At 73.0% G+C, this 26597-nt stretch carries 13 protein-coding genes; 6 read left to right on the forward strand and 7 right to left on the reverse strand.

What is annotated here, in order from left to right; all coding sequences use genetic code 11:
- Positions 1–19: 19 nt before the first annotated feature.
- The 5 genes from ABEA87_RS32590 to ABEA87_RS32610 are packed head-to-tail and all read right to left on the reverse strand — an operon-like array spanning position 20 to position 16531.
- On the reverse strand, positions 20–1897 hold the full coding sequence (locus ABEA87_RS32590) for a hypothetical protein (RefSeq protein ID WP_345636184.1): 1878 nt from the start codon (positions 1895–1897) through the stop codon (positions 20–22).
- Entirely contained in the window at positions 1894–7605 is a 5712-nt protein-coding gene (locus ABEA87_RS32595; protein WP_345636186.1) for a hypothetical protein, read from the reverse strand. Before ABEA87_RS32595 ends, ABEA87_RS32590 begins: the two co-directional genes overlap by 4 nt.
- A gap of 4 nt (positions 7606–7609) precedes the next feature.
- Positions 7610–10936: a hypothetical protein gene (locus tag ABEA87_RS32600; RefSeq protein WP_345636188.1), complete on the reverse strand. Its 3327-nt coding sequence runs from the start codon at positions 10934–10936 to the stop codon at positions 7610–7612.
- Positions 10933–14355: a DUF6603 domain-containing protein gene (locus ABEA87_RS32605; RefSeq protein ID WP_345636190.1), complete on the reverse strand. Its 3423-nt coding sequence runs from the start codon at positions 14353–14355 to the stop codon at positions 10933–10935. Before ABEA87_RS32605 ends, ABEA87_RS32600 begins: the two co-directional genes overlap by 4 nt.
- Positions 14356–14374: 19 nt before the next feature.
- Complete coding sequence (locus tag ABEA87_RS32610) at positions 14375–16531, reverse strand: S8 family serine peptidase (RefSeq protein WP_345636192.1); 2157 nt, start codon at positions 16529–16531, stop codon at positions 14375–14377.
- A 397-nt stretch (positions 16532–16928) separates the two neighbouring features.
- On the opposite strand from ABEA87_RS32610, the gene ABEA87_RS32615 reads away from it, so the two are divergent.
- Both ABEA87_RS32615 and ABEA87_RS32620 read left to right on the forward strand, forming a co-directional pair.
- On the forward strand, positions 16929–18311 hold the full coding sequence (locus ABEA87_RS32615; protein ID WP_345636194.1) for a carboxylesterase family protein: 1383 nt from the start codon (positions 16929–16931) through the stop codon (positions 18309–18311).
- A gap of 260 nt (positions 18312–18571) precedes the next feature.
- Positions 18572–19969, forward strand: a complete 1398-nt coding sequence (locus ABEA87_RS32620) for a cellulase family glycosylhydrolase (RefSeq protein ID WP_345636196.1) — start codon at positions 18572–18574, stop codon at positions 19967–19969.
- Positions 19970–20052: 83 nt separating this feature from the next.
- On the opposite strand, the gene ku is transcribed toward ABEA87_RS32620, so the two are convergent.
- Entirely contained in the window at positions 20053–21129 is a 1077-nt protein-coding gene (gene ku, locus ABEA87_RS32625) for a non-homologous end joining protein Ku (protein WP_345636198.1), read from the reverse strand.
- A 189-nt stretch (positions 21130–21318) separates the two neighbouring features.
- Here ku and ABEA87_RS32630 point away from each other — a divergent pair, with 189 nt between their 5' ends.
- The 4 genes from ABEA87_RS32630 (at position 21319) to ABEA87_RS32645 (ending at position 25559) form a co-directional block, all read left to right on the forward strand.
- The gene (locus ABEA87_RS32630) at positions 21319–21894 is read left to right on the forward strand and encodes a hemerythrin domain-containing protein (protein ID WP_345636200.1); all 576 of its coding nucleotides are present in this window, start codon (positions 21319–21321) and stop codon (positions 21892–21894) included.
- A gap of 91 nt (positions 21895–21985) precedes the next feature.
- Positions 21986–24283, forward strand: coding sequence for a low temperature requirement protein A (locus tag ABEA87_RS32635; protein ID WP_345636201.1), 2298 nt, complete (start codon positions 21986–21988; stop codon positions 24281–24283).
- A 359-nt stretch (positions 24284–24642) separates the two neighbouring features.
- On the forward strand, positions 24643–25119 hold the full coding sequence (locus tag ABEA87_RS32640) for a cysteine dioxygenase (protein WP_345636203.1): 477 nt from the start codon (positions 24643–24645) through the stop codon (positions 25117–25119).
- Positions 25116–25559 carry a rhodanese-like domain-containing protein gene (locus ABEA87_RS32645; RefSeq protein WP_345636205.1) on the forward strand — a complete coding sequence of 148 codons (444 nt, stop codon included), beginning with the start codon at positions 25116–25118 and terminating at the stop codon, positions 25557–25559. The genes ABEA87_RS32640 and ABEA87_RS32645 overlap by 4 nt, the downstream gene beginning before the upstream one ends.
- Positions 25560–25581: 22 nt before the next feature.
- On the opposite strand, the gene ABEA87_RS32650 is transcribed toward ABEA87_RS32645, so the two are convergent.
- A complete protein-coding gene (locus ABEA87_RS32650) occupies positions 25582–26595 on the reverse strand; it encodes a YihY/virulence factor BrkB family protein (protein ID WP_345636207.1) in 1014 nt (337 codons plus the stop codon).
- Between the last annotated feature and the right edge of the window lie 2 nt (positions 26596–26597).

A 26597-nucleotide genomic window follows, 5' to 3' on the forward strand; every position in this document is an offset into this window, starting at 1 on the left:
CGCTACGTGGCGGACGGCGCTACGTGGCGGACGCGCGGTCGAAGGCGAGGCCGGCGGACGCCTCGCCACGCCCCGGGCGACGGTCGATCCCGAGCCACGTGCAGATCCGCCCGTCGCTCCAGCGCACCCGCTGCCACCCGCAGGTGATCAGTTCGCCCGCGCGGCTGATCTCCTCCTCGTGGACCACATAGGGCGGCGGGACGGCGGCGTCGGGCCCCGGGCGGACGATGGCGGTCCGCGGCCGGACGCGTTCGGGGATGCCCGTCGCGCCGGACAGCAGCCGTGGCATGGAGGCGCGACGCAACTGGATCTCCCGTACGTCGCCGGGCACGTGCACCGGGACGAAGGGGATCCAGTTCTCACCCACCGCCGTCATCAACCGGTAGTGCACGGCCGCGTCATTCGGCGGCGACGCGGGATCGCCGGTCGAGGCGCCGTCCAGGGCGTCCTGGTAGCGGCGGTGCAGCTCGGTGGCGGCCTCCCGCCCGCGACGGGACGACCCGTCGGGCAGCCGCACCGCGGTCTCGACCGCCCAGACCAGGTTCGCCACCTCGTCCCGGACGAACTGCGCGCTCTCCGCCGGAGCGCCGGCCATGACGGTCGGCGTGGTGGCGATCAGCACCAGGCCGGGCGCGGTGCCGCCGCGGCGGTCGGTGGTCGTGAACATCGACCAGCCACTCCATGGCTCGTCCCCGTCTGCGGCGGGCTGGATCCAGGTCCGCTGGCCGAAGACGTCGGTGACCGCGAGGCCGTCGACGCGAATCACCGTGCCGACCGGGGCCTGCACCGGCGCCAGGAACCAGTCGGTGCCGGACACCAGGCCGAACTCGATGAGCAGGAGCTTGGCCAGGTCGGTGGTCTCCGGCTGGACGTCGCCGAAGTTGGTGCGGGCCTCCTCGAAGGTCCACCACCGCGGGTCGGGCATGCCGTCGAACCGGGCGCCGGTGGGCAGGAAGCTGCGCACCGTGCGGGGCCCCGAGACCACGGGCGGATCGGCGGGCGGATCGCCGTCGGCGGGCGGGTCGGCGTCGGCGGGCGGCTCGCTCTCGGCGGCCGCGGCGTCGACGCTGTACCAGTCGAGGTGGCCGCCGTGGTACTCGTCGGCGAGCAGGGTGGCGGCCCCTCCGGGGGCGTCGACGGTCAGGGCGGCCGCGTACTCAAGGTGATCCGGCACCCAGCAGTCCTCGGCCGGGGTGGCGGGGGGCAGGTAGAGCCGGGCGAACCAGGTGACGAAGTCCGGCCCGAGCGCGTCGACGCCGTCCTGTTCCGGGCCGGTCAGCCCCAGACCGTCCGAGGCCCGGTGGGTCGGATCCGCCGCCAGGTACAGGTACAGCTTCAGCCCGTCGACGGCGCGCCCGGCCACCGCGGCGAACGTCTGCCACGCCGTGGCATGAGCCGTGACCACATAGTCGGCCGGGTCGTCCGGGTCCGGCGGGTCGATGCCGTACGCGGTCCGGAACGCGTCCGCGAGCGTCGGCAACCCCGCGGCCCGCAGCCGCTTGACCCACTGGCGCCCGGCCAGCAGCCGGATGTCCAGCGACACGAGGTGCTCGCCGATGGTCACCGGCACTGGACGCCGCTCGACCAGCGCCTCCAGCGGCACGCTGCCGTCCAGCGCGACCTCGGCGCCGCCGGCCCCGCGCACCGAGACGATCGGGTCGCTGACGTAACTGAGCTTCGCCGTGACCGGTGATCCGGTGTCGTCTCCCCGGAACTCGCCGACCTGCCACTGCCGCGCGAGCATCCAGAGCGCGTCGCGGATCTCGGCCCGCAGCGCGAGGGCGAAGTCGGCGGCCCGAGGCCGTGGTTCCAGCCGGTTGCACCGCACGATGGTCGGCACGACCACCCGCCGGTCGAGCACGGCCGAGATGTCGTCCACCACGTCGTAGCGGTTCACGAGTCCTCCCTCGCCAGCACGTCCTGGACCCGGTTGTTGTAGGCGAAGTTCAGCGCCGCGGTGATGGGCAGGACCGTGACGCTGGACAGCACGGCCGGCAGGAACCGGGCCAGCTCGGTGCCGTCGAGTTGACCCGGCTCGACGGTCCGCAGGGCGGCCGCGTCCAGCGTCTCGGTGAGCGTGTCGACGAGGTCCGCCCACGACCACGCGCCGGTGAACCGGGGCGGGGTGGCCAGCAGCAGCGCCTGCGGGGCCTGGGCGTCGGGGCGGTCGTAGTGGAAGGCGAGCCCGGTGGTCTCGGTCGTACCGGGAACCACCTCCACCCATTCGTCGATGAGCACGCCGCAGTAGGCGCGGGCGGGGTCGGCCGGGTCGAACTGGGCGCCCGGCCCCACGTGCGCCGTGTACAACAGGTGATCACCGTCCACTGTGAACGGTGTGCCGTCGGGCGCCGTGGCCGGGAACCGGGCGCCCAGCCACGCGTCCTGCGGCCGGTACGGGAACTGCAGCGGCGTCAACTCCAGGTCCGCCGGGACGCTGTGCGCCTCGCCCAGCAGCATCGCGCGTTCGGCGTGCCGGAGCTTGTCGCGTACCCGCGCCAGCCCGTGCAGCCAGTCGTCCACCGGAAACGGCGAGGCGTCCGGCCCGGTCGTCAGGTGCGCCAGGATCGCCTCGCGGTCGGTCCACGCGTTGTGCCACTCGGCGAGCCGGTCGCTGGTCAGGGTGAACTCCGGCAGCACGACGAACGCGTCACCGAGCAGGGCCCGGACGGCGTCGAGCACCAGCTGCGGCGCGCGCGCCGGTGCGCTGCCCGGTACCGCGTCGAGCAGCTGCCCGGCGCCTGCCAGCCGGGTGTCGATGTCGGCCACCGCCGCCGACGACGCGCGGAGCAGGTCGCGCGCCACGGCGAGGATGGCCGGCGGGTACCCGGTGAGGTCCCACGGCGCCGCGTCGAACGCCGGCACCCGCGGTCCGAACGCGGCCACCCCGTCGAACAGCGCGCCCAGGCGCGGCCTGGTCGCGACCAGGTCGCCGAGGTCCGTCACCGCCTGCCGCAACTGGTCGTCGAGGTCACCGACGGCGGCCACCAGGTCGGCGAGCGGCGGCAGCGGCGCGATGACGCGAGTCGCCACGGCCCGCCCGGCCCGCACGAGCAGCGCGTACCGGTCGCCGTCGCTGGCGGTGGTGGGAAGGTGGGCGTAGTCGTCCATCAGCGCGGCGAAGGCGGCCCGCTTGCCCGCCCACCGTTCGGTCAGCCCGTTCACCGCCGCCAGCAGGGCCGCCATCTGCGGCCGTACCCGGTCGGCCGCGAGCCCGAGATCCACCCCGGGCAGGCCGAAGTGCCGCAGGGCGTCCACCGCGTCGCCGTACGCGCTGACCCACCCGTCGATGGCGGCCAGCGCGGCGGCCGTGGCGTCCGGCTCGGCGACGGCCTCGCCCACCGCCGCGTCCAGCTCGGCGGCCAGCGCCCGCAGCGGGGCGACCGCCCCGGTGAGCGCGGCGACGACGGCCTCGGCCTTGTCGGCGCGGGCGAGGACGGCGGAGTCATGAGTCCGGGCCGCGTCGGCGGCCAGTTCGAGATCGGTCGGGCGCAGGGGCCGGGAGCCGAGCACCAGACCCCGCAGGCTCGCCACGAGCGGGATCGCCGCGAACAGCGGCGTGCCGGTCGAGCTGGTCGGCGGGTAGGACGGTCGGGGCGCGACATCGTCGCGCAGCGCCGACTCGCGCCGCGCGTGGTGCAGCAGCAGCTCGTCCAGGCCGGGCATGGTGCCGTCGGTGCCGGAGCCGGCGAGCTGGAGCAGGTCGATCGGGAGCAGCCCGAGGTCGGCCATGGAGAACTCGCGGGTCACGTCGAGCCCGCTGACCGGATCCCGGTACCCGACGGTGGCCATGAGCGCGGACATGGGCGGGAGCAGGCCCGCGGCCCAGGCGTTGAGCGCGGGCTCGCCCTTGGTGCGTGGCGTCGTGTTCGCCGGGTCGAGCGGATCCATCCCACCGGGCAGGTGCAGACCCACCCGGTGGGTCAGCGCGGCCCCCGATCGCGGCGTGGTCGCGATGTCCGGGATCGGCGGGAACGTGCCCTTGGCGAACGCGTCGAGCGTCCCCGCGGCCCGGTCGTGGTTGCCGCGCACGACCTGGAACACGCTCTCGGCCATGGCGAGGTCGGCGACGGCGTCGTTGACGTCGCGCAGCCCGGTGACCGTCGCGTCCACGATCGCGCCGACCTGCCCGGGGTCCAACGGGCTGGTCGCGGCGAGGTCGACGAGGTCCGGGAGGCCGTCGAGCCCGTACGGGTAGGCCGGGTCGTCGCCGAGGGTGTCGAGGTGTTCGACCAGCGCGAGCCCGTCGACCACGTTGCGTGCCTCGATGGCCGTCACCGGTACGGTCGGGTCGTCGGTCGCCGTGCTCGCCTGCCGGTTCCCGGCGAGCGGGAACAGCCTGCGCAGGCCGGCGATGAGCCGGTCCAGGAACAGGTCGTCGCGGTCGTGCAGGGCGCGTTCGAGCCGGTACCCGAGCAGTGCGCCGAGGCTCTGTCCGCTGCGGATGCCGTCGATGACGGCCAGCGCGGTGCGCACCCGCGCCGAACTGAGGTTGATGTCCAGCGCGCCGGGATCGCCGGCCGAGGCGTTGGCGAGGTACCCGCTGCGCAGGACCGCGGCGGCCACGGCCTGATCCAGTGACGGCGCGTGCAGGTGGCCGCCGCCCGCCGGATCGCGGGTCAGCGGCGCGTCCTGCGGCCGCTGGAAGACCACCGCCAGCTCGTCGTCCAGCGTCACCGGCGTGGTGGTGGCCGGCTTGGGGCGCACATCCTCCAGCCAGCCGTACGCGCCGATCAGGATGCCGGGGGAGCCGCTCGCGCGGAGGCCGTCGTCCCCGCGCAGGTGGGCCAGCTGCGCGCCGACCAGGCCGCCGCGCCAGGCGTCCAGCCGGTAGGAGCAGCAGTCGAGGTGCCCGGCCAGCGCCCGTTCCAGGGCGGCCTGCGGTGCGGTCGCGAGGCGGTCGATCGCGGCCAACTGCTCGTCGAGGTACGGGTGCGCCTCGGCGAGCACCCGCGGGATGTACTCGCCGAGGGTGAGGCCCGGATCGCCGGTCACCACCTGCGCCGGCTGGTAGAGGTACCGCCAGCGGCTGGCGTCCTCGACGTCCGAGCCGGCCTCGGCGACGTGGATGAAGCGGGGCTCGGCCCGCGCGGCGGCCAGTTGGGCGGGGTTGAGCACCTGGTGCGAGGCGAGCAGGTCGAGTCCGGTGTCGACGAAGCTCAGGTCGAGCGCGTGCCGGGCGAGCAGGTAGAGCAGGGCCGAGGGCGGGGTGTCGGCGTCGAAGCCGGCCTGGCGGCGCAGCGTGTCGTGCGAGGTGCGCGCCGCCGACGCGAGCCACTGCAGGTAGTTGAGGCCGTCGGAGCGGTGCACCGACAGCGGCAGCGTCGGCGACGGCGGTGCCACGTCGACGATGTCGCCGGAAAGCCGGCTCGGCGCCCGCAGGAACAGCTTGGTCAGGAGGTCGGGCTGGGTGCCGTCCGGTGCGGCCGCGACGCCGAGGGTGGACAGCACGCGCAGCCCGTCCCGCAGGTACCCGGCGGCGATCCGGGCGGCGTCGGCGCGCACCGAGCCCGGTGCGAAGCTCATCAGGTTGACCAGCTCGTCGACGGTCTCGGCGTAGCGCTGGTAGTACTCCACCGATGCCGGGTGCAGCCCGACCACGTCGAGCAGGGCCTGCTGCGGGTCCTGGCCGGCCCGCCCGACGCGCGCGACGCCGCCCGCGAGCCGCCGCCAGGTCGGCGCGACCGCCTCGGCCAGCGCGAACACCGTGCCCAGATACCCGGGCGGAAGCCCGCCCGGCCCGGTGCCCCGCTGCTCCGGCAGGTCGAGGAACCATCGCGCGCGGGACCACGCGGTGGTGGGTAGCACTCCGTACGGCTGGCGGCCGATCCGGATGGCGGGTGCGGTCCCGCTGCCCAGCACGAAGCGGGTGAAGAACGACCGGGTGTCCACAATGGCCGGTGCCGACGCCAGTGGGGACATCATCGGGTCCAGGAAGTACCCGACGGTGGCCGGCCAGAGCGCGAGGTTCATCGCCCGGTCCGTGGCCAGGTCGGTGCCGAAGTATCCGGGTGAGCGCTTGAGCAGGTCGGGGTCGACGCCGAGCAGGCCGGCCAGCCAACGCCCGTCGGTGCGGGTGCGCCAGTCGACCGGGTCGGCACCGGTGGCGCGCACGAAGAAGTCGTCGTAGGCCGCGTCCGGGTCCTCCCACCACGTGTACCCGGAGGTGTCCTGGTCGGTGTTGTTGGTGGGCATGCCCTGGGGCACCAGGGCCAGGCCCTTGCGGCTGTTCTGGTGGTGGGCGATCAGCGTCTGGAGGTCGACGGCACCGTCGCGGGCGTCGTCGCGCAGCCGGACCCCCAGCACGATCAGGCGATCGAAGCCCGCGAGGGCCTGCTCGTCGGTCAGGTCCACCCGGAAACCCATGCCGGCGTTCACGGCCTGCTCGAAGTCCACGGTCCAGGTCATCGCGGCCGGTACCGTCAGGTCGCCCTGCTCGTCCAGGGACAGGCCGTCCGCCGGATCCTGCAGCGGATCGGGCCCGACCGCAAGTCGCGCCGGTATCGGCGCTCCGACGACGGTCCGGGTGGCGGTTGCGCCGGTGAACCCGACCAGCACGAACCGCTCGGGCAGCAGCCAGGCGGTGGCCGGCGTGGACCAGGGCTGCCCGGTCGTGGGCAGGTCCGGGGGCAGGTCGAGGAGGGCGACGTGGACGACCATGCCGGCATCGCGGACGACGACGGGGTCGGTGAAGTTGACCGGTTCGAGGCCGGTGACGACCTCGGCGGCCCGGGCCGGGCCGAGCGCCGCGTCCAGGGCCGCCCGGGCGGTCGCCAACCCCTCGGCGCTGGCCTGCCAGGCGGCGGCGAAATAGTCGGCGATCGGCGCCTTTTCCGCCTCGGGCACCGGCGCCGGCGGCACGATGACCAACACCTGGTCGCCGTCGGCCGCGGTCGGCTCGTCCTGCGGATTGAGCGGCGCGTACTGGTCGAGCAGCCAGCGGGCCCGGCCCGCGCCGTGGCTCTTGGCCAGCGAGCGCCAGGCCGCCCGGCGCCCCGCGTCGGAGCCGCGCGCGCGCCACACGGCGATCCAGTAGAGCCGGGTGTTCGCCCGCTCCACCTCGGCGACCTGCGGGTCGAAGGTGTCCACCAGGACGTCGTCGGGGAAGACCCGCACCCACAGCTGTGCGCGGCCGTCGGGCCCCTTGCCGAAGCGCGTCTCCAGCCGCGTCGGGAACAGCAGGAACGGGTGGGTGTCGGGCAGGTTGGCCACGGCCTTGGTCGGGTCGGAGAGCGGCTCGAACGCCGAGCGCAGCTCGTTCTCCCGGTCGCGGGCCGCGGCCAGCGCGGCCGCCTGCTCGCGGGCCTTCGTGTCGGCGGCGGTCAGCCGCTCACGCAACTGCTCGACGCGCGCCGTACCGCTCGCGCCGCCGGCTGGGTTCGCGCCGCCGGCTGGGTTCGCGCCGCCGGCTGGGTTCGCGCTGCCGGCTGGGTTCGCGCCGCCGGCCTGGCTCGTGCTGCCGGCTGGGCTCGCGCTGCGGGCCAGCCTGTCGATCTCGCGTCGCAGGCGCTTGCCCGCCTGAGTCGCCGCGCGGGCCTCGGCCTCGGCCGCCACCCGGGCGTTTTCCGCACGGCGCAGCGCCGCGCGGCTGTCCTCGAAGCTGGTCATCGGCTCATCCCTGGTGCGGTAGCAGCTCGGCGGCGTGCACGGCCATGAGCACCGGCGCCTGTAGCGCGACGTAGGCGAGTTCCGCGGCGCTGGCGGCGCTGCCCAGCGGGACGTGCCGGTCGCTCTCCCACTGATCGTGCTTCTCCTCGACCTCCGGCGCCGTCGGCTCCACGAGCGCGACGGTCGGGAGGCTGGCCACCCGGACCGGGTCGCCGTCGGCCCCACCCGGTACCACGTCGCTCCACGCGAGGTCGTTGTAGACGTTCAGGTCGCCCTCGCGCGAGGTGTCGAACCCGAAGCGGGCGTCGCCCGGCACCTCCTCGATCCGGAAGAACCAGCCGGGCTTGTCGTCGACCGTGTCGTCGCCCCGGGCCTGCTCCGCCGTCAGGTCGAAGCCGAACAGGAAGATGTCCGGGCGCACCCGTGCCTCGTACAGCGGCGTCAGGATCGGCTGCGCGTCGTCGGGCCGCCGCTCCTGGGACTTGTCCGGCGTCGGGTCGGTCGCGCTCACCGGCTGCCACCGGGCGGGCTGTGCGGAGATGATGGCGTTGGGGTATTTCTTGAGCAACTCGCCGCGGATGACGAGGACGAGTTCCTCCTCGTTGCGCCGGGTCGCCTCGCGGTTGTCGTGGTCGCCGAGGTGCGACAGTCGCGGCCAGTGATCCAGCGGCGTGATGTCCTTGAGCGCCTCGCGGCCCGCCGCGGTGCCGGCGTCGGCGCGCAGCTGGGTGCGCACGTCCCAGAACTGGCGGAAGTAGCTGCCGCGCTGGTCGGTCGGGTACTCCCGCCACAGCAGCTCGCGGGCGAACTCGTGGTTGAGGCCGACGAGGTACGCCTCGATGAAGGACTGGTTGGTCTCCAGCAGCGTGACGCTGTTGGGCTCGACGTAGTGCAGCCCCGGCACGAACGCCTCGTCGGACAGGTCCACCAGGGGCTCGTACATGGGGCTGTCGAACTCCGGGTACGCCATCGCCTCGACGAACCGCTCGCCGATCTCGGCGACCACGCGCGCCGGCAGCGTGACGCCGTCGAACACCGCGGCCGGCACCGTCACGGCCGGATCGGTGGCCGCGAGGATGCTGCCCGCGACCGTGGTCATCGACAGCGGCACCGGCACGGCGACCAAGCCGGCCTCGGCGCTGGCCGCGACGAGCCGGTAGTTGTCCCGCAGCGCGTCCTTGAACCGGACCGCGACCGCGTTGTCCGTGCCGCGGGGCGCCAAGCCCGGCCCCGGCGCGGGCAGCGGCACCGGGCTCACCAGCGTGAAGCCGGCGCTGCCCGGCAGCCGGTCGACCGCGGCCGGGGTCTGGTTGGCCGGCCGGACGAGGTCGGCGGCGCTGGCCCGGTCGCGCACCGCGAGCCACCAGGGGACCGCGGCGAGCGCGAGGACGGTGGCGACCGCGGCGACGATCAGCGCGATCACCACGCCGCCCGTCGACGCGAGCGCGACCAGCCCGGCGACCACCGCGACGAAAAGCACCAGCAGCGGCCACGGGACGCGGGCCAGCCAGCGCAGGAGGGTCGCGAGCGGGCCCGCCGGCGCGATCGCGTCGGCCAGGTCGTCGGGCGAGGGGGTGTCGGGCAGCGGCTTCGGCGGCGCGGTGTGAACCTCGCCGTCGTTGACCCGGTCGACGAGGGTACCCATGGGGCGCACCGGGGGCAGGCCGAGGCCGGTCGCCAGCCGGCCGCCCGGCCGGGCCAGGCGCCGCATGGTGGTGGACACCGTCGCCTCGGTCAGCGGGCTCTGCTTCACGCGGTACCGGACGCTGAGGCCGGCGCTCACGACGCGGCGGTGCAGCGGCGCGGCCAGCGCCACCACCTGGCTCGCCGCCAGCTCGCTGGCCGGGGCCGCCCCGCCCAGCTGCCGGTACCACGTCAGCGAGGTGCGCGCCGCGAGCTGCCCCTGGCGGATGCGGGTGTTGGCGGCCAGCACGTCACCGATCTGCGCCCACGCCGCCGCCATCAGCGACTCCTGGCGCGCCTGCACGACGTCGGTGCCGAACCCGGCCGCCACCCGCCAGCGCGGGTCGAGGTTCGTCTCGTGCAGCCAGTTTTCCCGGTCCGGCCGCGGCGTGCCGTCGGGCTCGGTGAGCAGGCGTTCGGTGAGCGCGTGCCAGCGGCCGTAGCTCGGTGGGACCACGACGGGGTCGTCGTCGGAGGCGGCCGGCGGTACGTCGGGCCCTGAGTTGGCCGTGACCCCGTCGCGGCCGTACGCGTCGGGGAGGTTCAGGAACGCGGCGAGCTGCCGCTGGAACGGGTGAGGGTACGGCTGGTCCCAGGCGTCGTAGCGCTCGGCCTCGGCCCGTTGGTCCGGTGGCAACGTCGCGCGGGGCGCCCGCAGCGCACCGCCGAGCCGCAGGACGCCGTCGCCGTCCGGGCCGGCGATGCCGGCGATCCCGGGCGCGGGGTCGCTGACGTCGAGGTCCCGGGTGCCCACCCGGCTGTCGACCACCCTCGGCTGCAGCACCCGGACGAGGTCCTCGAAGTCGCCGCGCTCGCCGGTGCGGAAGTACCACCGGTGGTAGACCGGCAGCTGGTCGGCCGCGGGGCGTACGGGGTAGGACACGCCCCAGGCCGGCGCTGTCGCGGTCAGGCCGTTGGCCGGGTCCGTCATCAGCGGGGCGGGATCGATGCCGAGCCCGGCCAGCCGCCCGCTCTCGAAGGCCGGCACGAGGAACGCGTGGTAGGCGGTGGACGGCGCCAGCTTGCGCGGGCACAACAGGCGCGACGAGGCGAGGTCGGGGTTCGCGGCCAGCGTCGCCGCCAGGGCGCCGGTGATGGTGGTGGTGTCGGTCGACACGATGTCGGTGGCGAGTTCGGCGTTGACGTGCACGTGCGCCCAGGCCGACAGCTCGCCCGGCGGCGCGATGCCGGTCAGGTCGACGAGGGTCTTGATGGCGGCGAGCGGCTGACCCGCGCCGCGACCCAGGTCCTGGAACTCCTCCTCGGACAGGACGATCAGGGCCAGCCACGGCAGCAACCGGCGCCCGTCGGCCGCCGCCGGCGTGTACCGCCAGGGCAGGTCCTCCTCGTAGAACTCGAGGCAGACCAGGTGGTTGGGTTCGAAGTTGGTCGTCCAGTCCGGTGGCTCGCGGCGGGAAATCGCCGACGGGTCCACCCCGATGATGTCGCCCGGCCCGTACAGCTCGACATGCTGGGGCGCGGTCGACGCGGGGGCCGAACCGTCGAGCCCGACCCCGGAGATCGTCACCTCGACGTCGAAGCCGGCCCGCAGCCGGACGGCCGGGTCGCCGGCCGGTGCCTGTACGCGGTTGCCGAAGCCGCTGCGCAGCCACGGCAGGAAGGTGTAGGTGCCGGTGTCGGCGGTCATGGCCGCTCCCGCAGTTCGGTGGAGCGCAGAACGTGGATGGTGTCGCGCAGCGCCGGGTCGCGCAGGACCTGGGTGCGCACGAAGTCGTCGGCCTTCGCCTTGCTGGTGAAGACGGCGTCGGGGCCCACCGGCGAGTTGTCCCGGGCGTTCGCGACCACGTAGGTCGCCGCCCCGACCGTGATCGGGGCGGCGAACGGGTCGAGCGTGCGCGCCCGCTCCCGCGACAGCGACGCGCGGGCGGTCGCGTTGCCGCGCAGCAGGTGGACGAAGAACTCGAGGCCGACGCGGAAGAAGCTGGACAGGTGCCGCTTGAAGTTCGAGTCGATGACGATGAGCTCGTGCAGTACCGCGCGCTTGACGGCGTGCGAGGTGGTCAGGTCGCTGCCGTCGACGGTCAGCAGCACTCCGGCGTGCTGGTCCTCGAACGCCGGCGAGGCGAGCTTCTGCGTGTCGGTGAGCTTCTGGAACTGCGAGGTGGCGAACGGCTCGTCGGTGTCGCCGAGGCGCCGCAGGCCCGGGTCGGTGACGGTGACCGCCAGCCGTTCGACGTCGCCGACCGGCTGGTTGCCGACGGTGTCCAGGTGCAGGTCCAGCGGTACCGCGCGCTGTGCCACGCGCAGCGATCCGGCCGGGTGCAGCACGATCCCGGCGGCCGGGTCGATCTGGCGCAGCGACACCGGTACCCGGCCGCCGGACGGTGCGACCGCCGTCCAGTTGTCCGGCTTGAGCAGCTCGTCGTGCACTATTCCGAGCGCCGCCACCGCCGGTACGAGCGTGTCGGCGTCCTCGCCCCAGGTCTCGCTGAACGGTACGTCGAGATCCCAGAACAGCAGGGAGATCGAGCCCTCGCCCTCCACGTGCCACGGCGTCGTGCCCTCCAGTTCGCCGTGGAAGCGGACGCTGAACAGCCCGACCCCGAAGACGGTGACCGACAGCGACGCCGAGAACATGATGTCGAAGTAGAACGGGGAGAACCGGAACAGCGCGTCGAAACCGAGGTGGCCCTCGACGTTGAACCCGTCCACGCCGAAGAAGACCTCGGCGTTGGCGCCGAACTGCACGGTGTTGGAGGTGACCGCGAAGTAGCCCTCAACCCGGATGCGCGCCACCGACGTGTCGAGGATGCTGACGCTCAACCGGCGGGGCGACGGGAACGGCAGCGGGGGCGGGGTGAAGGACGGGTGGAACCCGCCGACGCTCACCACGAAGTCGGCGTCCGCGCCCCAGGCGATGAGCAGCCCCAGCTCGCCGTCCAGCGTGATGAACAGGATGCGCGACTCGTACAGGCTGGCGAAGAACCAGATGCGCTGCCGGTCCGCCTCGTACGCGCCGATGAAGTTGACCCGCAGGACCAGCAGCGCGGCGTCCTCGTCGGGCAGCACCACCGACAGCACGCCGAGCACCGCGATGTTGCCCGGCGGTATCTCGACGATGACGCCGAGCGAGGCGGTGACCAGCGTCGGGGTGCCCCAGCCGAGCTTGGCCATCAGGCCGATGAGGAAGGTGCCCTCCTCGGTGGGGAAGAACCGGCGCAGGTCGCTGATGATGCGCGGCGCGTTCGCCACGACGTCGGTGGGGAACATGACGCTGGTGATGGAGCCGTCCCGGACCCCGGCGGCCAACTCCTGCAACCGCGCCGTCCGGTTGATGCCGACCAGGCCGCCGACCGCGTTGAGGGTGAAGCCGAAGCCGAGCTGCAGCGGCGTGCCGAACTCCGCGGTCACGATGACCAGCAGGGAGAACCCGTTGCTGCCGTCGGGCATCCGGGTCGAGATCAGACCTATCGCGGACAGCGCGAGGAAGTCCTCCAGCACCAGCTCCACCGCGCCGGCGTACTCGCCGCGGTCGACGTCGATGTACAGGTACCCGCCGCCGCGCAGGACTTCCAGGTCGAGCGCGAGCCCGACGCCGTTGGGGGGTTTGAAGCGCAGCGCGGCGTCCAGCCCGCCGAAGCGGGCGGTGGCGTCGGTGTCGTCGCCGGCGAAGGACAGCGTGAGCTGCGCGCCCATCCGGTCGATCGCCGCCGAGAACGGGCCGAGCGCGCCGGTGATCGCCGTGGACAGCTCCAGCGTGAGCGTCCCGTCGTCGCCGATGCGCAGGATCACGTAGAGGTTGTCGAACTCGACGGGGCCGAGGCTCTGGTGCATGGGGATGGCCGACTCCAGGCCGCCGGCGGCCTGGACCACGAGCCCCTCGTTGCCGCGCCACTCCAGGCCGAGGTCGAAGCGGCCGGTGAGGTGCAGGCCGGCCAGCAGCGAGGCGAGGAAGCTGTCGGCGCCCTCCTGGCCGAGCGTCAGGGTCAGGCCGGTGAGATCTACGAAGATCCGTGGCTGCACCTGTACGGGGGCCGTGGTGCTGGCCCCGATCTCCAACTCCGCGCCGACCGAGATGTTCTCGGCCTCCAGGTGGATGAGGTCGTTGCCGCCGACGATCGTGAACGGTCGGGCGTTGGAGTTCCGGTCGACTGCCAGGCTCACCTTGCCGGTGATGTCGGCGGCCTTCGGGGCTACCTCGATCTGGAACGGTGGGGTGAGGGTGGCGGCGAGCCCGCCCTCGGCGGTGACCGATCCGGCCAGCGTCGCCCCCCACGAGTCATTGAGGCCCACCCGGCCTTGCACGCCCTCGGTCAGCGTGGCGTCGACGTCCATGCGCAGCCCGGGCGGGTTGGTCGAGGAGTCCCGCCGCCAGGTGAACGGGCCCTTGCGGATGAACGCGTCGGGGCCGATCTGGCCGCCGTCGACCGCCACGTCGCGGCCGTAGAAGCCGGCGGCGATCCGGAAGAGTTCGAGCGGGTCGAAGGTTGGCGAGCCCCAGCCGACCACCGCGGCGAAGTGGCCGGCGGGGTCCTGGATCAGGCCCCGCAGCCGGTCGAGCCGGATCGCCTTGCGCACGTAGCGGCGGGTCGAGGGGTCGGCGGGGTCCTCGTCGACCACCGTCCAGTCGATCAGTCCCAGCAGCTTGAGCAGGAACGTCAGGCGTGGCCGCTGGATCTCGATGGTCGAGATGATCAGGTAGTCGGCGATCTGACGGGCCAGGGCGGTGAGCAGCCCCTCGACCGTCGCGCGCTGCCCCGCGTCGGCGATGGCGGCGGTGCGCGCGGCCAGCGCCTCGACGAACCGGCGGGCGGCGTCGAACAGGGCCACGAGGCCGTCGATGAGGCTCACCACCGCGGCGAGCAGTGCCGGGTTGTCGCCGGAGGCCACGGCGGCCTCGAGGGCGTCCGCGGCGGTGCTCAGCGTGCCGCCGGCGGTACCGAGCGCGGTACCGGCCGCGGTCACCGCGGGGTCGGTCACGAACTCGTCGGGCAGGCGCACCCCCAGCACGTCGGTGTCGAGATCGGCGGTGAACGAGCCGCCGGCACCGAGCGCGCGGGCCAGCCATACCGCGGCGCGGGCGATCATGATCTCTTCGGCGGCCATGCCGGTCCGCTCCCGTCTGCTAGTGCGCGTTCGTGTGGCTCTCGAGCGCGGCGGGTCGTCCGGCGCCGAACGCGTCGGCGTACCCGGGGTCGGCGGGCCCGGGGTTGGCGCCGTCCCGACCCGCCGCGGACGCGAGCAGGGCCGCGCGCACCTGGTCGGTGTTCAGGTGCGGATCCTTCTCCAGCATCATCGCGACGATGCCCGAGACCATCGGTGCCGACATGCTCGTGCCGTCGAACTCGATGAACCGGTTGCCGGCCAGCGAGCCGGGCGTGGCGATGCGCACGATGCCGTCGTCGGAGTCCTGGCTGAGCGCGGCCATGATCTTGACGCCGGGCCCGCCGATGTCGGGCTTGGCCGCCAGCGGGCCGAGCGGCGGACTGGTGTAGTCCCGCAGCGGCCCGCGCGAGGAGAAGACGGCCAGATCCGTGGTGAGATCGTCGTACGCGGCGATGGTCAGCACGTTGCGGCCCCCGCCGTCCACGATGGTCTGGTGATTCGTGACGTTGATGAGTTCGACCGGGGTCGCGCCGCCGGCGACGATCTCCGGGGCCGGCAGCGGGTCACCGTTGGAGTAGCTCGTGGCGATCCGCAGCCCGAACCGGCCGAACTCGGTGCCGTCGATGGTGCCCATCGCGAACAGCACCGTGCCGGGCGGGCCGGTGAAGCGCAGTTCGTAGATGCCCTCGCGGTGCAGCGGCGGCAGCGGCGCGGGCATCGGCTTGGGTTCGACGATCAGCATCATCCGGTTGCGCACCACGGCGACGGTCGTCGGCGGCGGGGGTACCGGGCGGCGCACCGTGAGACTGTCGTGGAACAGGGTCCGGGTCTTGCCGCCGTCGAAGGTCTTCGTCAGGAAACCCGCGTACACGTCGGCCGAGAACCCGGTGTCGCCCGGCACTTTCGCGGCGAAGGCGACGTCCGCCGGCGCCGCGACCTCCCGGTACCAGATGGTCGCCCGCACGTCCGGGACGTACGGCCCGGACACGCAGTTCACCCGCCTCGCCTTGTTCGGCCCGCGGTCGTCGAACAGCTCGAACGGCACGACGATGTGCCCCGCGTCCGGAATCGTCACGATGGCGAAGCCGCGGTCGCTCGGATCGCCGTCGTTTCCCGCCGACTTCACGAAGATCGCCCCGCTCGGCACGTGCGTGGCGTCCGGCGCGTGCGCCGGATCCAACAGGTCGTCGAGCCAGCGTTCGTCGTCGTCCATCCCGTCGCCCGGCTCGGACGACGCGCCCAGGCTGGCGTTGATCACCACCGGCTTGCCGGACGGCGGCTGCGCCGCGGCCTCCCGGAGGATGTAGGTGACCGCGTCCCGGAACCGGACGTCCCAGCCGACCTCCGCGCCGGAGGAGTCCCTGATGACGTCCGGCACGTCGAGCAGCTTGACCATGATGATGTCCGCCTCGGGCGCGACGCCGACGAACGAGGCGTCCGATCCGCCGGCGACCTGGTTTCCGCCGGCCGCGATCGAGGTCACGTGTGTGCCGTGCCCCTCGCAGTCCTTGTGCCGGAAGTTCACCGGCACGGCCGGGTATCCCGAGGTGTTCAGCGCGCTCTCGATGGCCGTGGTGTCGAACTCCACACCGTAGGTGTGGCTCGACAGCAGGCGGGCCACGGGCGGGCCCGCCTCACCGTTGGCCACGACGGGAGTCAGCCCCTGATCCCAGATCCTCAGGATGCGCGACCGGTACGGACTCTGCTGGGAGCACAGTGCGGGGTGCGAGATGTCGATGCCGGTGTCGATGACACCGACGATCACACCCCTGCCGCTGGCACCCGATCCGCCGACGGTCAGCACGCCCGAGGATGCGGTCGGTGGTGCCTTCTCGACGTGCCAGAGCCCGTCGACACCGATGTTCGGCACCGTGCTCGCCCGGGCGCGGATCTCCGCCGTGGCGGTGTCGAGGTGCCGGCGGCGCGGCATCCCGGCGGCGACCCGGATCACCCCCGGCGACTCGGTGAGAGCGTCGAGGTCGGCCCAGCGAAGGGTTCCGACGGCCTCACCGTCGCCGGACCAGGCGACCTCGAAGCCGAGGGCGGCGACGTCGTCCAGGTCGCCCTCGTAGGTCAGCACCACCGAGATTGCCCGCGGCTGCGCGGGCTCGTCCTGGTGTGCCAGGAAGTTCTGGTACGCGAGGGTTGCCCCGGGATCCAGCTTCTCGAGAATCACCTGCGCGGACTCCTTCCCGGATGGCTGCTGTGTGGCCCCAGCTGGCTGCTGTGGGCGGGCTCCGCCAAGGTGTGGAGCCGGGTGATCGATGGCGAGTCATGCGGGGAAGGCGATGCGTCGGACTCGACGAGCTAGGTTCCGCGATTGTGACATGGATAACACCGACCGGTTGTCCGGTAGCTGACGCCGTCCGGGCAGCTCCGGGCCGGTAGGCGCGGTACCCGACAGACCCGGCTCGGGTGATCGGCCCCACCCCGATGGCCGGTCGGCCAAGGTGCGCATCCGGCGGTTAGTCTTGCCCGCGGACCTGGCGAGGGACGGGTCCGGGGTCGCGGCGCGGCGCCAGGCACGCCCAGCCGGACCGGTCGTAGCAGGGCACGAGGGGACGGTCTTCGTCATGGCGCAAGCGACCGCCCGAGGTGGCGTCGACGACCCGACGCCGGTGGTCGGCGAGGTGCTCGTCGCGGTTCGGGGCGGGGTGCTGCGCGGCCGGCGCGAGGATGGCCTCACCGTGCTGCGCGGCGTCCGGTACGCGGCGGCCGCGCGCTTCGCGCCACCGGTGGCGGAGGAGCCGTGGGAGGGCGTGCGCGACGCGTTCGAGCACGGCCCGGTCAGCCCGCAGCCGCCGAGCCGGCCCGGCTCGATGCTCGGCCCGTCCGACGACCGGGAACAGTCCGACGACTGCCTCAGCGTGACCGTGGTGACCCCCGCCGCGGACGGCGCCCGGCGGCCGGTGCTCGTCTGGCTGCACGGCGGCTCGTACCGGACCGGGGCCGGCTCGTGGGACCGGTACGGGGGCCAGCGGCTGGCGCGCGAGGGCGACGTGGTCGTGGTAAACGTCAACTCCCGCCTCGGCGCGCTCGGCTACCTGCACCTGCCCGGCGTCTCCGACGGCAACCTGGGCCTGCTCGACCAGCTCGAGGCGCTGCGCTGGGTACGCGACAACGCGGCCCACCTCGGCGGCGACCCGGACAACGTGACAGTGGTCGGGCAGTCCTCCGGCGCCCACTCCATCGCCTGCCTGCTGGGCATCCCGGCGGCGCGGGCGCTGATGCGCCGCGCGGTGCTGCAGAGCCCGCCGATGGGGCTGGGGCTGTCCACTCCCGAGGCCGCCCGGCCGGTGGGGGAGCGGTTCCTGGCCAATCTCGGACAGGACCCCCGGCAGGCACCGGTGGACGCGATCCTCGCCGCGCAGCAGCGCACCGAGCAGGACCTGACCGGCCGGACCGGGATGAGCTTCACGCCGCGGTATGTGCCGGTGGCCGGGGTCGACCCCCTGCCCGTGGGCGACGACTGGCGGGCGGCCTGCCGCCGGTTGGCGCCGGGGCTGGAGGTGATCGTCGGCACCACCGGCCGGGAAATCGCCTACTTCCTCGCCGGCGGTCCGATCTCCCGGCGGGTGCCGCTGGTCGGTGGGGCGGTGGAGGAGGCGGCGATCCGGCTCGCCACCCGTTCGGTGTTCACCCGCCCGACGCTGGAGTTCGCCGCGCTGCTGGCCGACGCCGGCGCGGCGGTGCACGCGTACCGGATCGAGGAGACCTCGGTGACCGGCCCGATGCGCTCCTGCCACTGCGGCGATCTGCCGCGGCTGTTCGGCGGCCAGGACGCCTGGGCCGGTGCGCCGATGCTGGCCGGTCAGGACTGGGCAGACATCGACGCTGGCGGCCGGCCGATGCGCGAGGCCTGGCTGTCGTTCGCGACCACCGGCTCGGGTGGACTGGCCGGGTCCTGGCCGGCCTACACACGCCGCCGGGGCGCGGTGCGTCGATTCAATCCCTGACCCGCTCAATCCCTGACCAGCGGGCCGGGCGGCGGCGACCCCGAGGGTGCCCCGGCGGCGCCCGTCGAACACATCGATAGATTGCGTTGGATTGTGCCGCGCGGTAGGTTGTCCGCACCGCAGTAGGTCTCTGAGCCGGGCCTCGGGCAGTCATGGCAACGTCCCCCTCGCGCCGCGCCCTTTCTCGCGCCGCGCACCGCACCTCGGGACGTGGATCCGGGCGCACATGCCATCGTGAGCCGCCATCCCCGAGGTAGGTCATGAAGAGAAGACTCACCCTTGCCGCGGCCGCCGTTCTCGCGGTCGCCGCGCCCGTGCTCATGTTCATGCGGCCGGCCTCCGCGGCCGTGGGGCTGCACGTCAGCGGGCGCAACATCGTCGAAGCCAACGGGCAGACCTTCGTCATGCGCGGGGTCAGCCACGAACACACCTGGTTCACCAACCAGACCAGCGCCTTCGCGAATATCAAGTCGCTGGGCGCCAACGCGGTGCGGGTGGTGCTCAGCGGCGGCCGGTGGACCGCCGACACCGCCAGCGACGTGGCCAACGTGGTGTCGCTGTGCAAGCAGAACCGGCTCATCTGCGTGCTGGAGGACCACGACACCACCGGGTACGGCGAGGACGGCGCGGCGTACACCCTGGATCAGGCGGTCAACTACTGGATCAGTCTCAAGAGCGTGCTGACCGGCCAGGAGAACTACATCGTCATCAACATCGGCAACGAGCCGATCGGCAACAACAACCCGAGCCAGTGGACCAGCGCCACCACCGCCGCCATCCAGAAGATGCGCGCCAACGGCTTCGAGCACCTGCTGATGGTCGACGCGCCGAACTGGGGCCAGGACTGGCAGTTCGTGATGCGGGACAACGCGCAGACCGTGCTGAATGCCGACTCCCAGCACAACACGGTGCTGTCCATCCACATGTACGACGTCTTCAACACCGCGTCGTCGATCACTTCGTACCTCGACACCTTCCAGAACAACGGATGGCCGTTGGTCATCGGCGAGTTCGGCTGGCAGGCGACCGCCAGCAACGTGGACGACCAGACCGTGATGGCGCAGGCGGTCTCCCGGGGCATCGGCTACCTGGGCTGGTCCTGGGCCGGCAACAACGATCCGGTGCTGGACATGGTGACGAACTGGGACCCCGAGCAGCTCACCACCTGGGGTCAGCGGATTTTCAACGGCGCCAACGGGATCAAGGCCAACGCCAAGGAGGCCAGCATCTACCGTGGTACCTCGCCACCGCCGAGCAGCCCGTCGCCGACCCCGACCCGCACCCCGACCAACCCGCCACCGAGCAGTCCGCCGCCGAGCAGCCCGCCACCGACCACCAACCCGCCGACGGGCGGCACCGGTGCGTGCACGGCGACGTACTCGATCATCGGGCAGTGGCCGGGCGGCTTCCAGGGTGAGGTGAAGGTGACCGCGGGCAACGCGGCCATCAGAGGCTGGACGGCAGCCTGGACGTTCGCCAACGGCCAGGCGGTGACCCAGTCCTGGAACGCCACGGTGACCGCCAGCGGGTCGCAGGTGACCGCGCGCAACGTGAGCTACAACGGCAACCTCGGCGCGGGGGCCAGCACCACCTTCGGCTTCCTCGCGTCGTCGAACGGCACCAACACCGTACCGACCGTCTCCTGCGCCGCCAGCTAGCCGGCGCCGGCTCGAAGAGAGGGCACGGCGGCGGGGCACCGCCGCCGTGCCCTCGCGGCGACCGGCCGGGTGCGTCGGGACGGCTACGCGGCGCGGCGGGACCGTTTGCCCGCGCCGATGACGGCCCTCTCCAACTGTTCGCGGTTCATGCCGGAGCGGCCGGGCACGTCCAGTTCGCGGGCCAGCGCCACCAGCTCGGACTTGCTCATCGCCCGGGGGTCCGGACGGGCGGGTGCCTTGGCGCGGCCGGTGGGGGAGGCCGTCGACCCACGCCGGCCGGCCGAGGTCCGCGACCGGTCCGTCCGCCCGGCCACGCGCAGGCGGTCCTGCCGGCCCGGCGCCTTCCTGCCGGCCCGCCCGCTGGTCGGCGCGGCCCGGCCCCGCTTGGCGGCCTCCACGCTGCGGCGCAGCACCTCCATCAGGTCGGTGACGTTGGTCGCCGTGGGCGCCTTCTCCGCCACGGCGACCTCGCCGCCGCCGACCTTCGCGTCGAGCAGGTCGTTGACCCGGTCGGTGTAGGTGTCCTGGTAGTCCTTCGGATTCCAGGTAGTGCTCATCGAGTCGATGAGCTGTTCGGCCATCCTCAGCTCCTGGGGGCGCGGCTTCGCCCGGCCGGGCAGCCGGTTGATCTCCTTGCGCGGATCCCTCACCTCGTCGGCGAAGAACATCGTCTCCAGCACCAGCAACTCCCGGTCGGGCCGGATCGCCGCCAGGTACTCCTTGCCGCGCATCACGAGGGTGCCGATCGCCGTCCGGTTCGCGTGCGCCATCGCGTCGCGCAGCAGCGCGTAGGTCTTGCTGGTCTCGTCGCTGCCCGGGCCGAGGTAGTAGGTCTTCTGGTAGTAGATCGGATCGATCTCCGTGAGGTCGACGAAGGCGTGCACGTCGAGGCTGCGGGAGCGGCCGGGCGCGACCGAGGCGAGCTCCTCGCGGGACAGCATCACGTACTGGCCACCGCCGACGTCCGCACCGCGCACGATGTCCTCGTAGTCGACCTCGTCGCCGGTGCGCTCGTTGACCCGCTGGTACCGGATCCGGTCCGCGGTGCCCTCCTGGAACTGGTGGAAGGACACGTCGTGCTCCCGGGTCGCGGAATACAACGCCACCGGTACCGACACCAGCCCGAAGCTGATGACACCGGTCCAGATCGACCGCGCCACCTTGATCACCCCACTCCAGTCACCGGTGGGTACCCCGCCGGTGTGGCGGGCAATCCCGCCGACCGAGACCCAGCACCCGCCCCGCTCGCGGGGCCGGCAACCGGAGGGGAGTTTGGGGCCGCGACCGGCGGGTAGGCGACGAGCACGAGCGGCAATCGTAATTCGAGATCATCGATCCGTGGAGGAGTCATGACCGCCACCGCGCAACAGGACGTCGTCGATCTCCTGCTCGAGCAGCACAACCGGATCAAGGAGCTTCTCGCGGCGGTGCGGAACGGACAGGGCGCGGCCAAACGGGACGCTTTCGCGGATCTGGTGAGGCTCCTCGCGGTGCACGAGAGCGCCGAGGAGCAGGTGGTGCATCCTCGGGTCCGCAAGGCCGCCGCCGACGGCGCGGACCGGATCGTTCAGGCCCGGCTCGACGAGGAGCACGAGGCCAAGCAGGTGCTCTCCCGGCTGTACGACCTGGGCGTGGACCACCCCGACTTCGACGGGCAGTTCCACCCGTTCGCCGAGGCGGTGCTGGCGCACGCCACCCACGAGGAGACGGACGAGTTCCCGCGGCTGCGTGAGACGCTACCGCCGGAGCGGCTGCGCCGGATGGCCGGCGCGGTCAAGGCCGCCGAGTCGCTGGCGCCCACCCGTCCCCACCCGATGGCCGGCGAATCCCGGGCGGGCAACCTGCTCGCCGGGCCGCCCATGGCCATCTTCGACCGGGCCAGGGACCGGATGCGCGAATGGCGGCAAGCCAACCCGGACCACTGAGTCGAGCGGCGGCGGATAGCGTCCCGAGCACGACGATCGAGGGCCGCCCGAACGCGGCGGATCGGCGCCATTATCGCGAGACGGACGGGCTGTGGCGCGGACCAGGGCAGGCGAACTCCTACGGGATCCCCAGCGGCCTCGCGAGACCTCATTTCTCGAACTCTTCTTCGACCTGGCCATCATTCTCGCGCTGACCCAGCTCTCGCAGCGCCTGCTCCCGGACTTCGGCTGGGAGAATTCGCTGCAGACCGTGGTGCTGTTGGCGGCGGTCTGGTGGGTCTGGGTGGGTTCGGCGCGGACCACCGACTGGCTCGACCCCGACCTGCCCTACCCGCAACGGATCATCATAGGGATGACGTTCGCGGGGCTGGTGCTCGCCGCCTCGATACCCGAGGCGTTCGGCACACACGGCATCGCCTTCGCGGGGGCGTACGTCGCGGCGCACCTCGTGCGGCACCTGTCGATCGCCCGGCCGCTGCGCGGCGACCCGGTCGGCACTCGTTCGGTACACGCCGCGATCTGGTTCGGCGCGACCGCGATCCCGTGGCTCATCGGGGCGTTCCTGCCGGCGACCCCGAGGCTGGTGTTGTGGTCGGTGGCCTTGGTCGTGGACTACCTGGGCGTCGGGGTCGGCTGGCGGGTGCCCGGGTTGCCGCCGGTAGCGCGGCAGCACCTGCGCACGACGGGCCGTCACATCGCCGAGCGGCACCGGCAGATCTTCGTCATCGTGGTCGGGGAAATCGTCCTGACCAGCGGCATCGCCTACAGCCGCAGTGGCCTGGACATCGTGCGGATGAGCGCCCTCGCCATCGCGTTCGCGATCGCCGGAATGCTCGCCTGGATCTATTTTCTGCCGCGCGGGCTCTCTCTCGGGGACACTCTCGACCGGCGACCGCCCTCGGTAGCGGTCCGCGCCTCGTACCTCCACCTGATCATGATTCTCGGGGTTGTCGTCACGGCGATGAGCGCCCAGATCCTGATCACCCGACCGCTCGGCGAGGTTCGGGCCCCGTGGTCCGCCGCCATCATGGCCGGGCCCTTCGTCTACCTCGGTGGGCGCGGCCTGCTCGCCTGGTCCGTATTCGGGCAGCGGGCATGGCGGGCCCCCGCCGCCATGCTGGTCATCGCCGCGATGTCCCCGGCCCTGCTGCGGCTACCGCCGCTGGCCGTGGCCGGCGCCGTCGGACTGGTGTTGCTGGGCACCCTGCTCAGCTACCGGCGGCTCGGCCCCGAGGCCAAACTGGGAACCTCGCTGGAACGACTGCTCAAGAAGCGGAAAAACCCCCGCGAGATCTCCTCCTACGAGCTGTTCTTCGATCTCGCCATGGTGTTCGCGCTGACCCGGGTATCGCAGCGGATCCTGGCCGACTTCGACCTGGTCAACATCGCGGAATCGCTGATCCTGCTGGCCGCTGTCTACTGGATCTGGGTCGCGACGGCGTGGTCGACCGACTGGTTCAACCCGGACGAGCCCCGACTGCAACGGCTCATCATCGGCATCATGTTCGCCGGGCTCCTGGCGGCCGCTGCGGTGCCGACCGCCTTCGGCACGCACGGCCTGCTGTTCGCCGGCGCGTACGTCGCCGTACACCTCGTCCGGGGGCTTGTGATCGTCCCCGCGCTGCGCGGCTCCCCGCTGCAGGTGCGCTCGGCGCGGGTCCTCGTCTGGTTCGGCGTCTCGGCCGTGCCGTGGCTGGCCGGAGCCTTTTTGCCCGCCCCGGAGCGGATAGCGCTGTGGGCGGCGGCGCTGGTCATCGACGGCGCGAGTGCCTGGTTCGGCTGGCCGGTGCCGGGGCTGCGCCGCACGCCGCAGGCGCAGCTGCGAGTCGTCGGCGAGCACATCGCCGAACGGTACCGGCAGGTCTTCATCGTCGCCCTGGGCGCGCTGGTCCTGCTCAGCGGCCTGGCCTACAGCGAGGCCGGCTTCGACTTTCTGCGCACCCTCGCCTTCGCCGTCGCGTTCATCACCGCGGGGGCGATGCTGTGGGGCTACGCCCTGCCCCGCGAGCGGCGACTCGGGAAAGTGGTCAACGCGACCGCACCGAGGACTGCGGTGGCCGCCGCGTACTGCCACGGGATCATGATCGCCGGAGTGGTCGTCGTGGCGGTCGGCGCCCAGCAGTACATCCACCGGCCACTGGGACCGTCAAGCGCGGCGTTGTCGCTGGTCATCGCCGGTGGGGTGGCCGTGTACATCGCCGGGGGAAGCCTGCTGAACCGGGTTCAGTACCGGGACCGCCTGCCGTGGCGGGGCGGCGTGGCGTTGCTCGTGATCGCCGGCATGACGTACGGGCTGCGCGGGGCACCGCCCCTCGTGGCCGCGGCGGCCGTGATCTTCGTCGGGGTGTGGCTCGTCCTCGCCCTGCGCAGAAACGCCGTCCACCGGTAGGCGCGCGGGGACCGAGCCGGAGCACGCGTCCGCCGCATATCCTATTTGACACATGGGATTTACCGGGTAATCTACCGGCATGGGTTTCGAGGTGTCCCCGGTGCGCGGCGGGCGCGGGCCGTGCGGTGCCGGCGCGCTGCCCTGCTGTTGTTGACCCCCGCCTCGAGCTGACCCAGGCGCACCGTTCCCACCGGGGCCGCCGCCGACCGCTGTCCAGGCCGGCGCACCCACCCGTCCGGCGTCGACACCTCCGTGCTCGTCACGGCCGGCGGTCCACCACACCCATTCAGGAAACGTCCACCCGTGCGTCGACCGGCGAGCCGTCGCGCTCGGGCACCCGTGCAGACGAGGAGACCAACATGTTGCCGCTCAACGCGGAGCGCGCGCCGGGGCGGCTGGCCGCGCTGGCCGCCGGTTATGCCGCGAACCCCGCCCGCTGGCCGGTGAGGCCGCAGTTCGACGCCGCCGAACGCTGGTACCGGCGCGTCGCGGTGGCGCCCGACCACGAGGCGTGGCTGCTGACCTGGCTGCCCGGGCAGGGTACCGACCTGCACGACCACGGCGGGGCGTCGGGAGCCTTCCACGTGATCACCGGTGTACTCACCGAGCAGACGCCGCGGTACGCCGCGCCGGCCGGGCTGGCCACCCGGCGGTACCGGTCCGGAGCCACCCGCCGGTTCGGCGTCCGGCACATCCACCGCGTCGTCAACGACGCCCCGGTACCCGCGGTCAGCCTGCACGTGTACGCCCCGGCGCTGCTGGCCATGACGCGCTACCGGCTGGACGGCGGGCGGCTGCGCCCCCTGCGGGTCGAGCGGGCCGGAGCGGACTGGTGAGCGCGGCCGGGGTCGACGGTGCGGCGCGCCCGCGCGGCGCGCGCGGCATCGATCAGATCCTCGCCGAGGCCCGCGCGGGCCTGGACCGGTACGACCCTTACCGGGCCGCCGCGGCGCGGGCCGGCGGTGCGCTGCTCGTCGACATCCGCCCGGCCGCCCAGCGGGCCGCCTCCGGGATGATCCCCGGCGCGCTGGCCATCGAGCGCAACGTGCTGGAGTGGCGCCTCGACCCGACCAGCGACGCGCGGCTGCCGGTCGCGAACCGCTACGACCTGCCGGTCATCGTGTACTGCCAGGAGGGGTACACGTCCTCGCTGGCCGCCGCGGCGCTGCAGGATCTCGGCTTGTACCTGGCCACGGACCTCGACGGCGGGATCGTCGCCTGGCGGCGGGCGGGCCTGCCGGTCGTCGCGGACGCGACGATCCCGATGTCCGGATGACCCGGACGCCCTCCGGAACGGGCTATCCGCCGCCGCCCGGGGCCGGCGGGTCCGGCGTCACCGGGGAGCGCAGCCGCAGGTACGGCTCGTCTTGGGGCCGGTGTCCGGCCTGGATCGCCCGGCCGCGCTGCAGTTCGGCGTCGAACTCCGCACCCAGGAGCACGGCGAGATTGGAGATCCACAGCCAGACGAGGAAGACGATGACCGCCGCGATGCTGCCGTAGGTCCGGTTGTACGAGGCGAAGTGCGTGACGTACACCGCGAACCCGCCCGACGCCGCCAGCCAGATGATGACGGCGAGCACGCCGCCCGGGCTGACCCAACGGAATCCCTGGCGCGCGTTCGGCGAGGCCCAGTAGAGCAGATCGAACAGGACGGCGACGATCGCCACCAGCACCGGCCACTTCGCGATCCCCCAGATGGTGACGGCGGTGTGCCCAATGCCCAGCGCGTCGCCCACCGACCTGGCGAGCCGGCCGGTGAACACGACGATGACGGCCGAGGCGGTGAGCAGGACCCCGGTCGCGACGGTGAGCCCGATCCTGATCGGCAGCCGCTTCCAGATCGGGCGCCCCTCGGGTACGTCGTAGATGGCGTTGCTGGCGCGCATGAACGCGCCGACGTAGCCGGAGGCCGACCACAGCGCGCCGGCCAGGCTCACGATCGCGATGACGCCGCTGGCGCCCTGCCGGCTGTGCTGCAGGCTGTCGGCGGCACCGCCGAGGATGTCGTGGACGGCGCCGGGTGCCATGGCGGCGATGTTGTCCACCACCGCGGTCGCCGTGCCGGTGCCGGCCAGCCGCAGCACCGTCACCACCAGCAGCAGGCCGGGAAACACCGCCAGAATCCCGTAGTAGGTCAGGGCGGCCGCCCAGTCGCTCAGATCGTCGCCGCCGAAGCTGGTGGCCGCGCGGCCGGCGGCGGCCAACCAGGCGCGCCCCGGCAGGCGGTGCAGCCGGGCGGGGCCCCGGTCGGCGGTCGGCTGCACCGGCACGAGACCGGCCTGGCACGGGTCCGGGTCGTGGCTGTCGGTCATGG

The organism is Rugosimonospora acidiphila (assembly GCF_039543385.1).
Lineage (GTDB): Bacteria > Actinomycetota > Actinomycetes > Mycobacteriales > Micromonosporaceae > Rugosimonospora > Rugosimonospora acidiphila.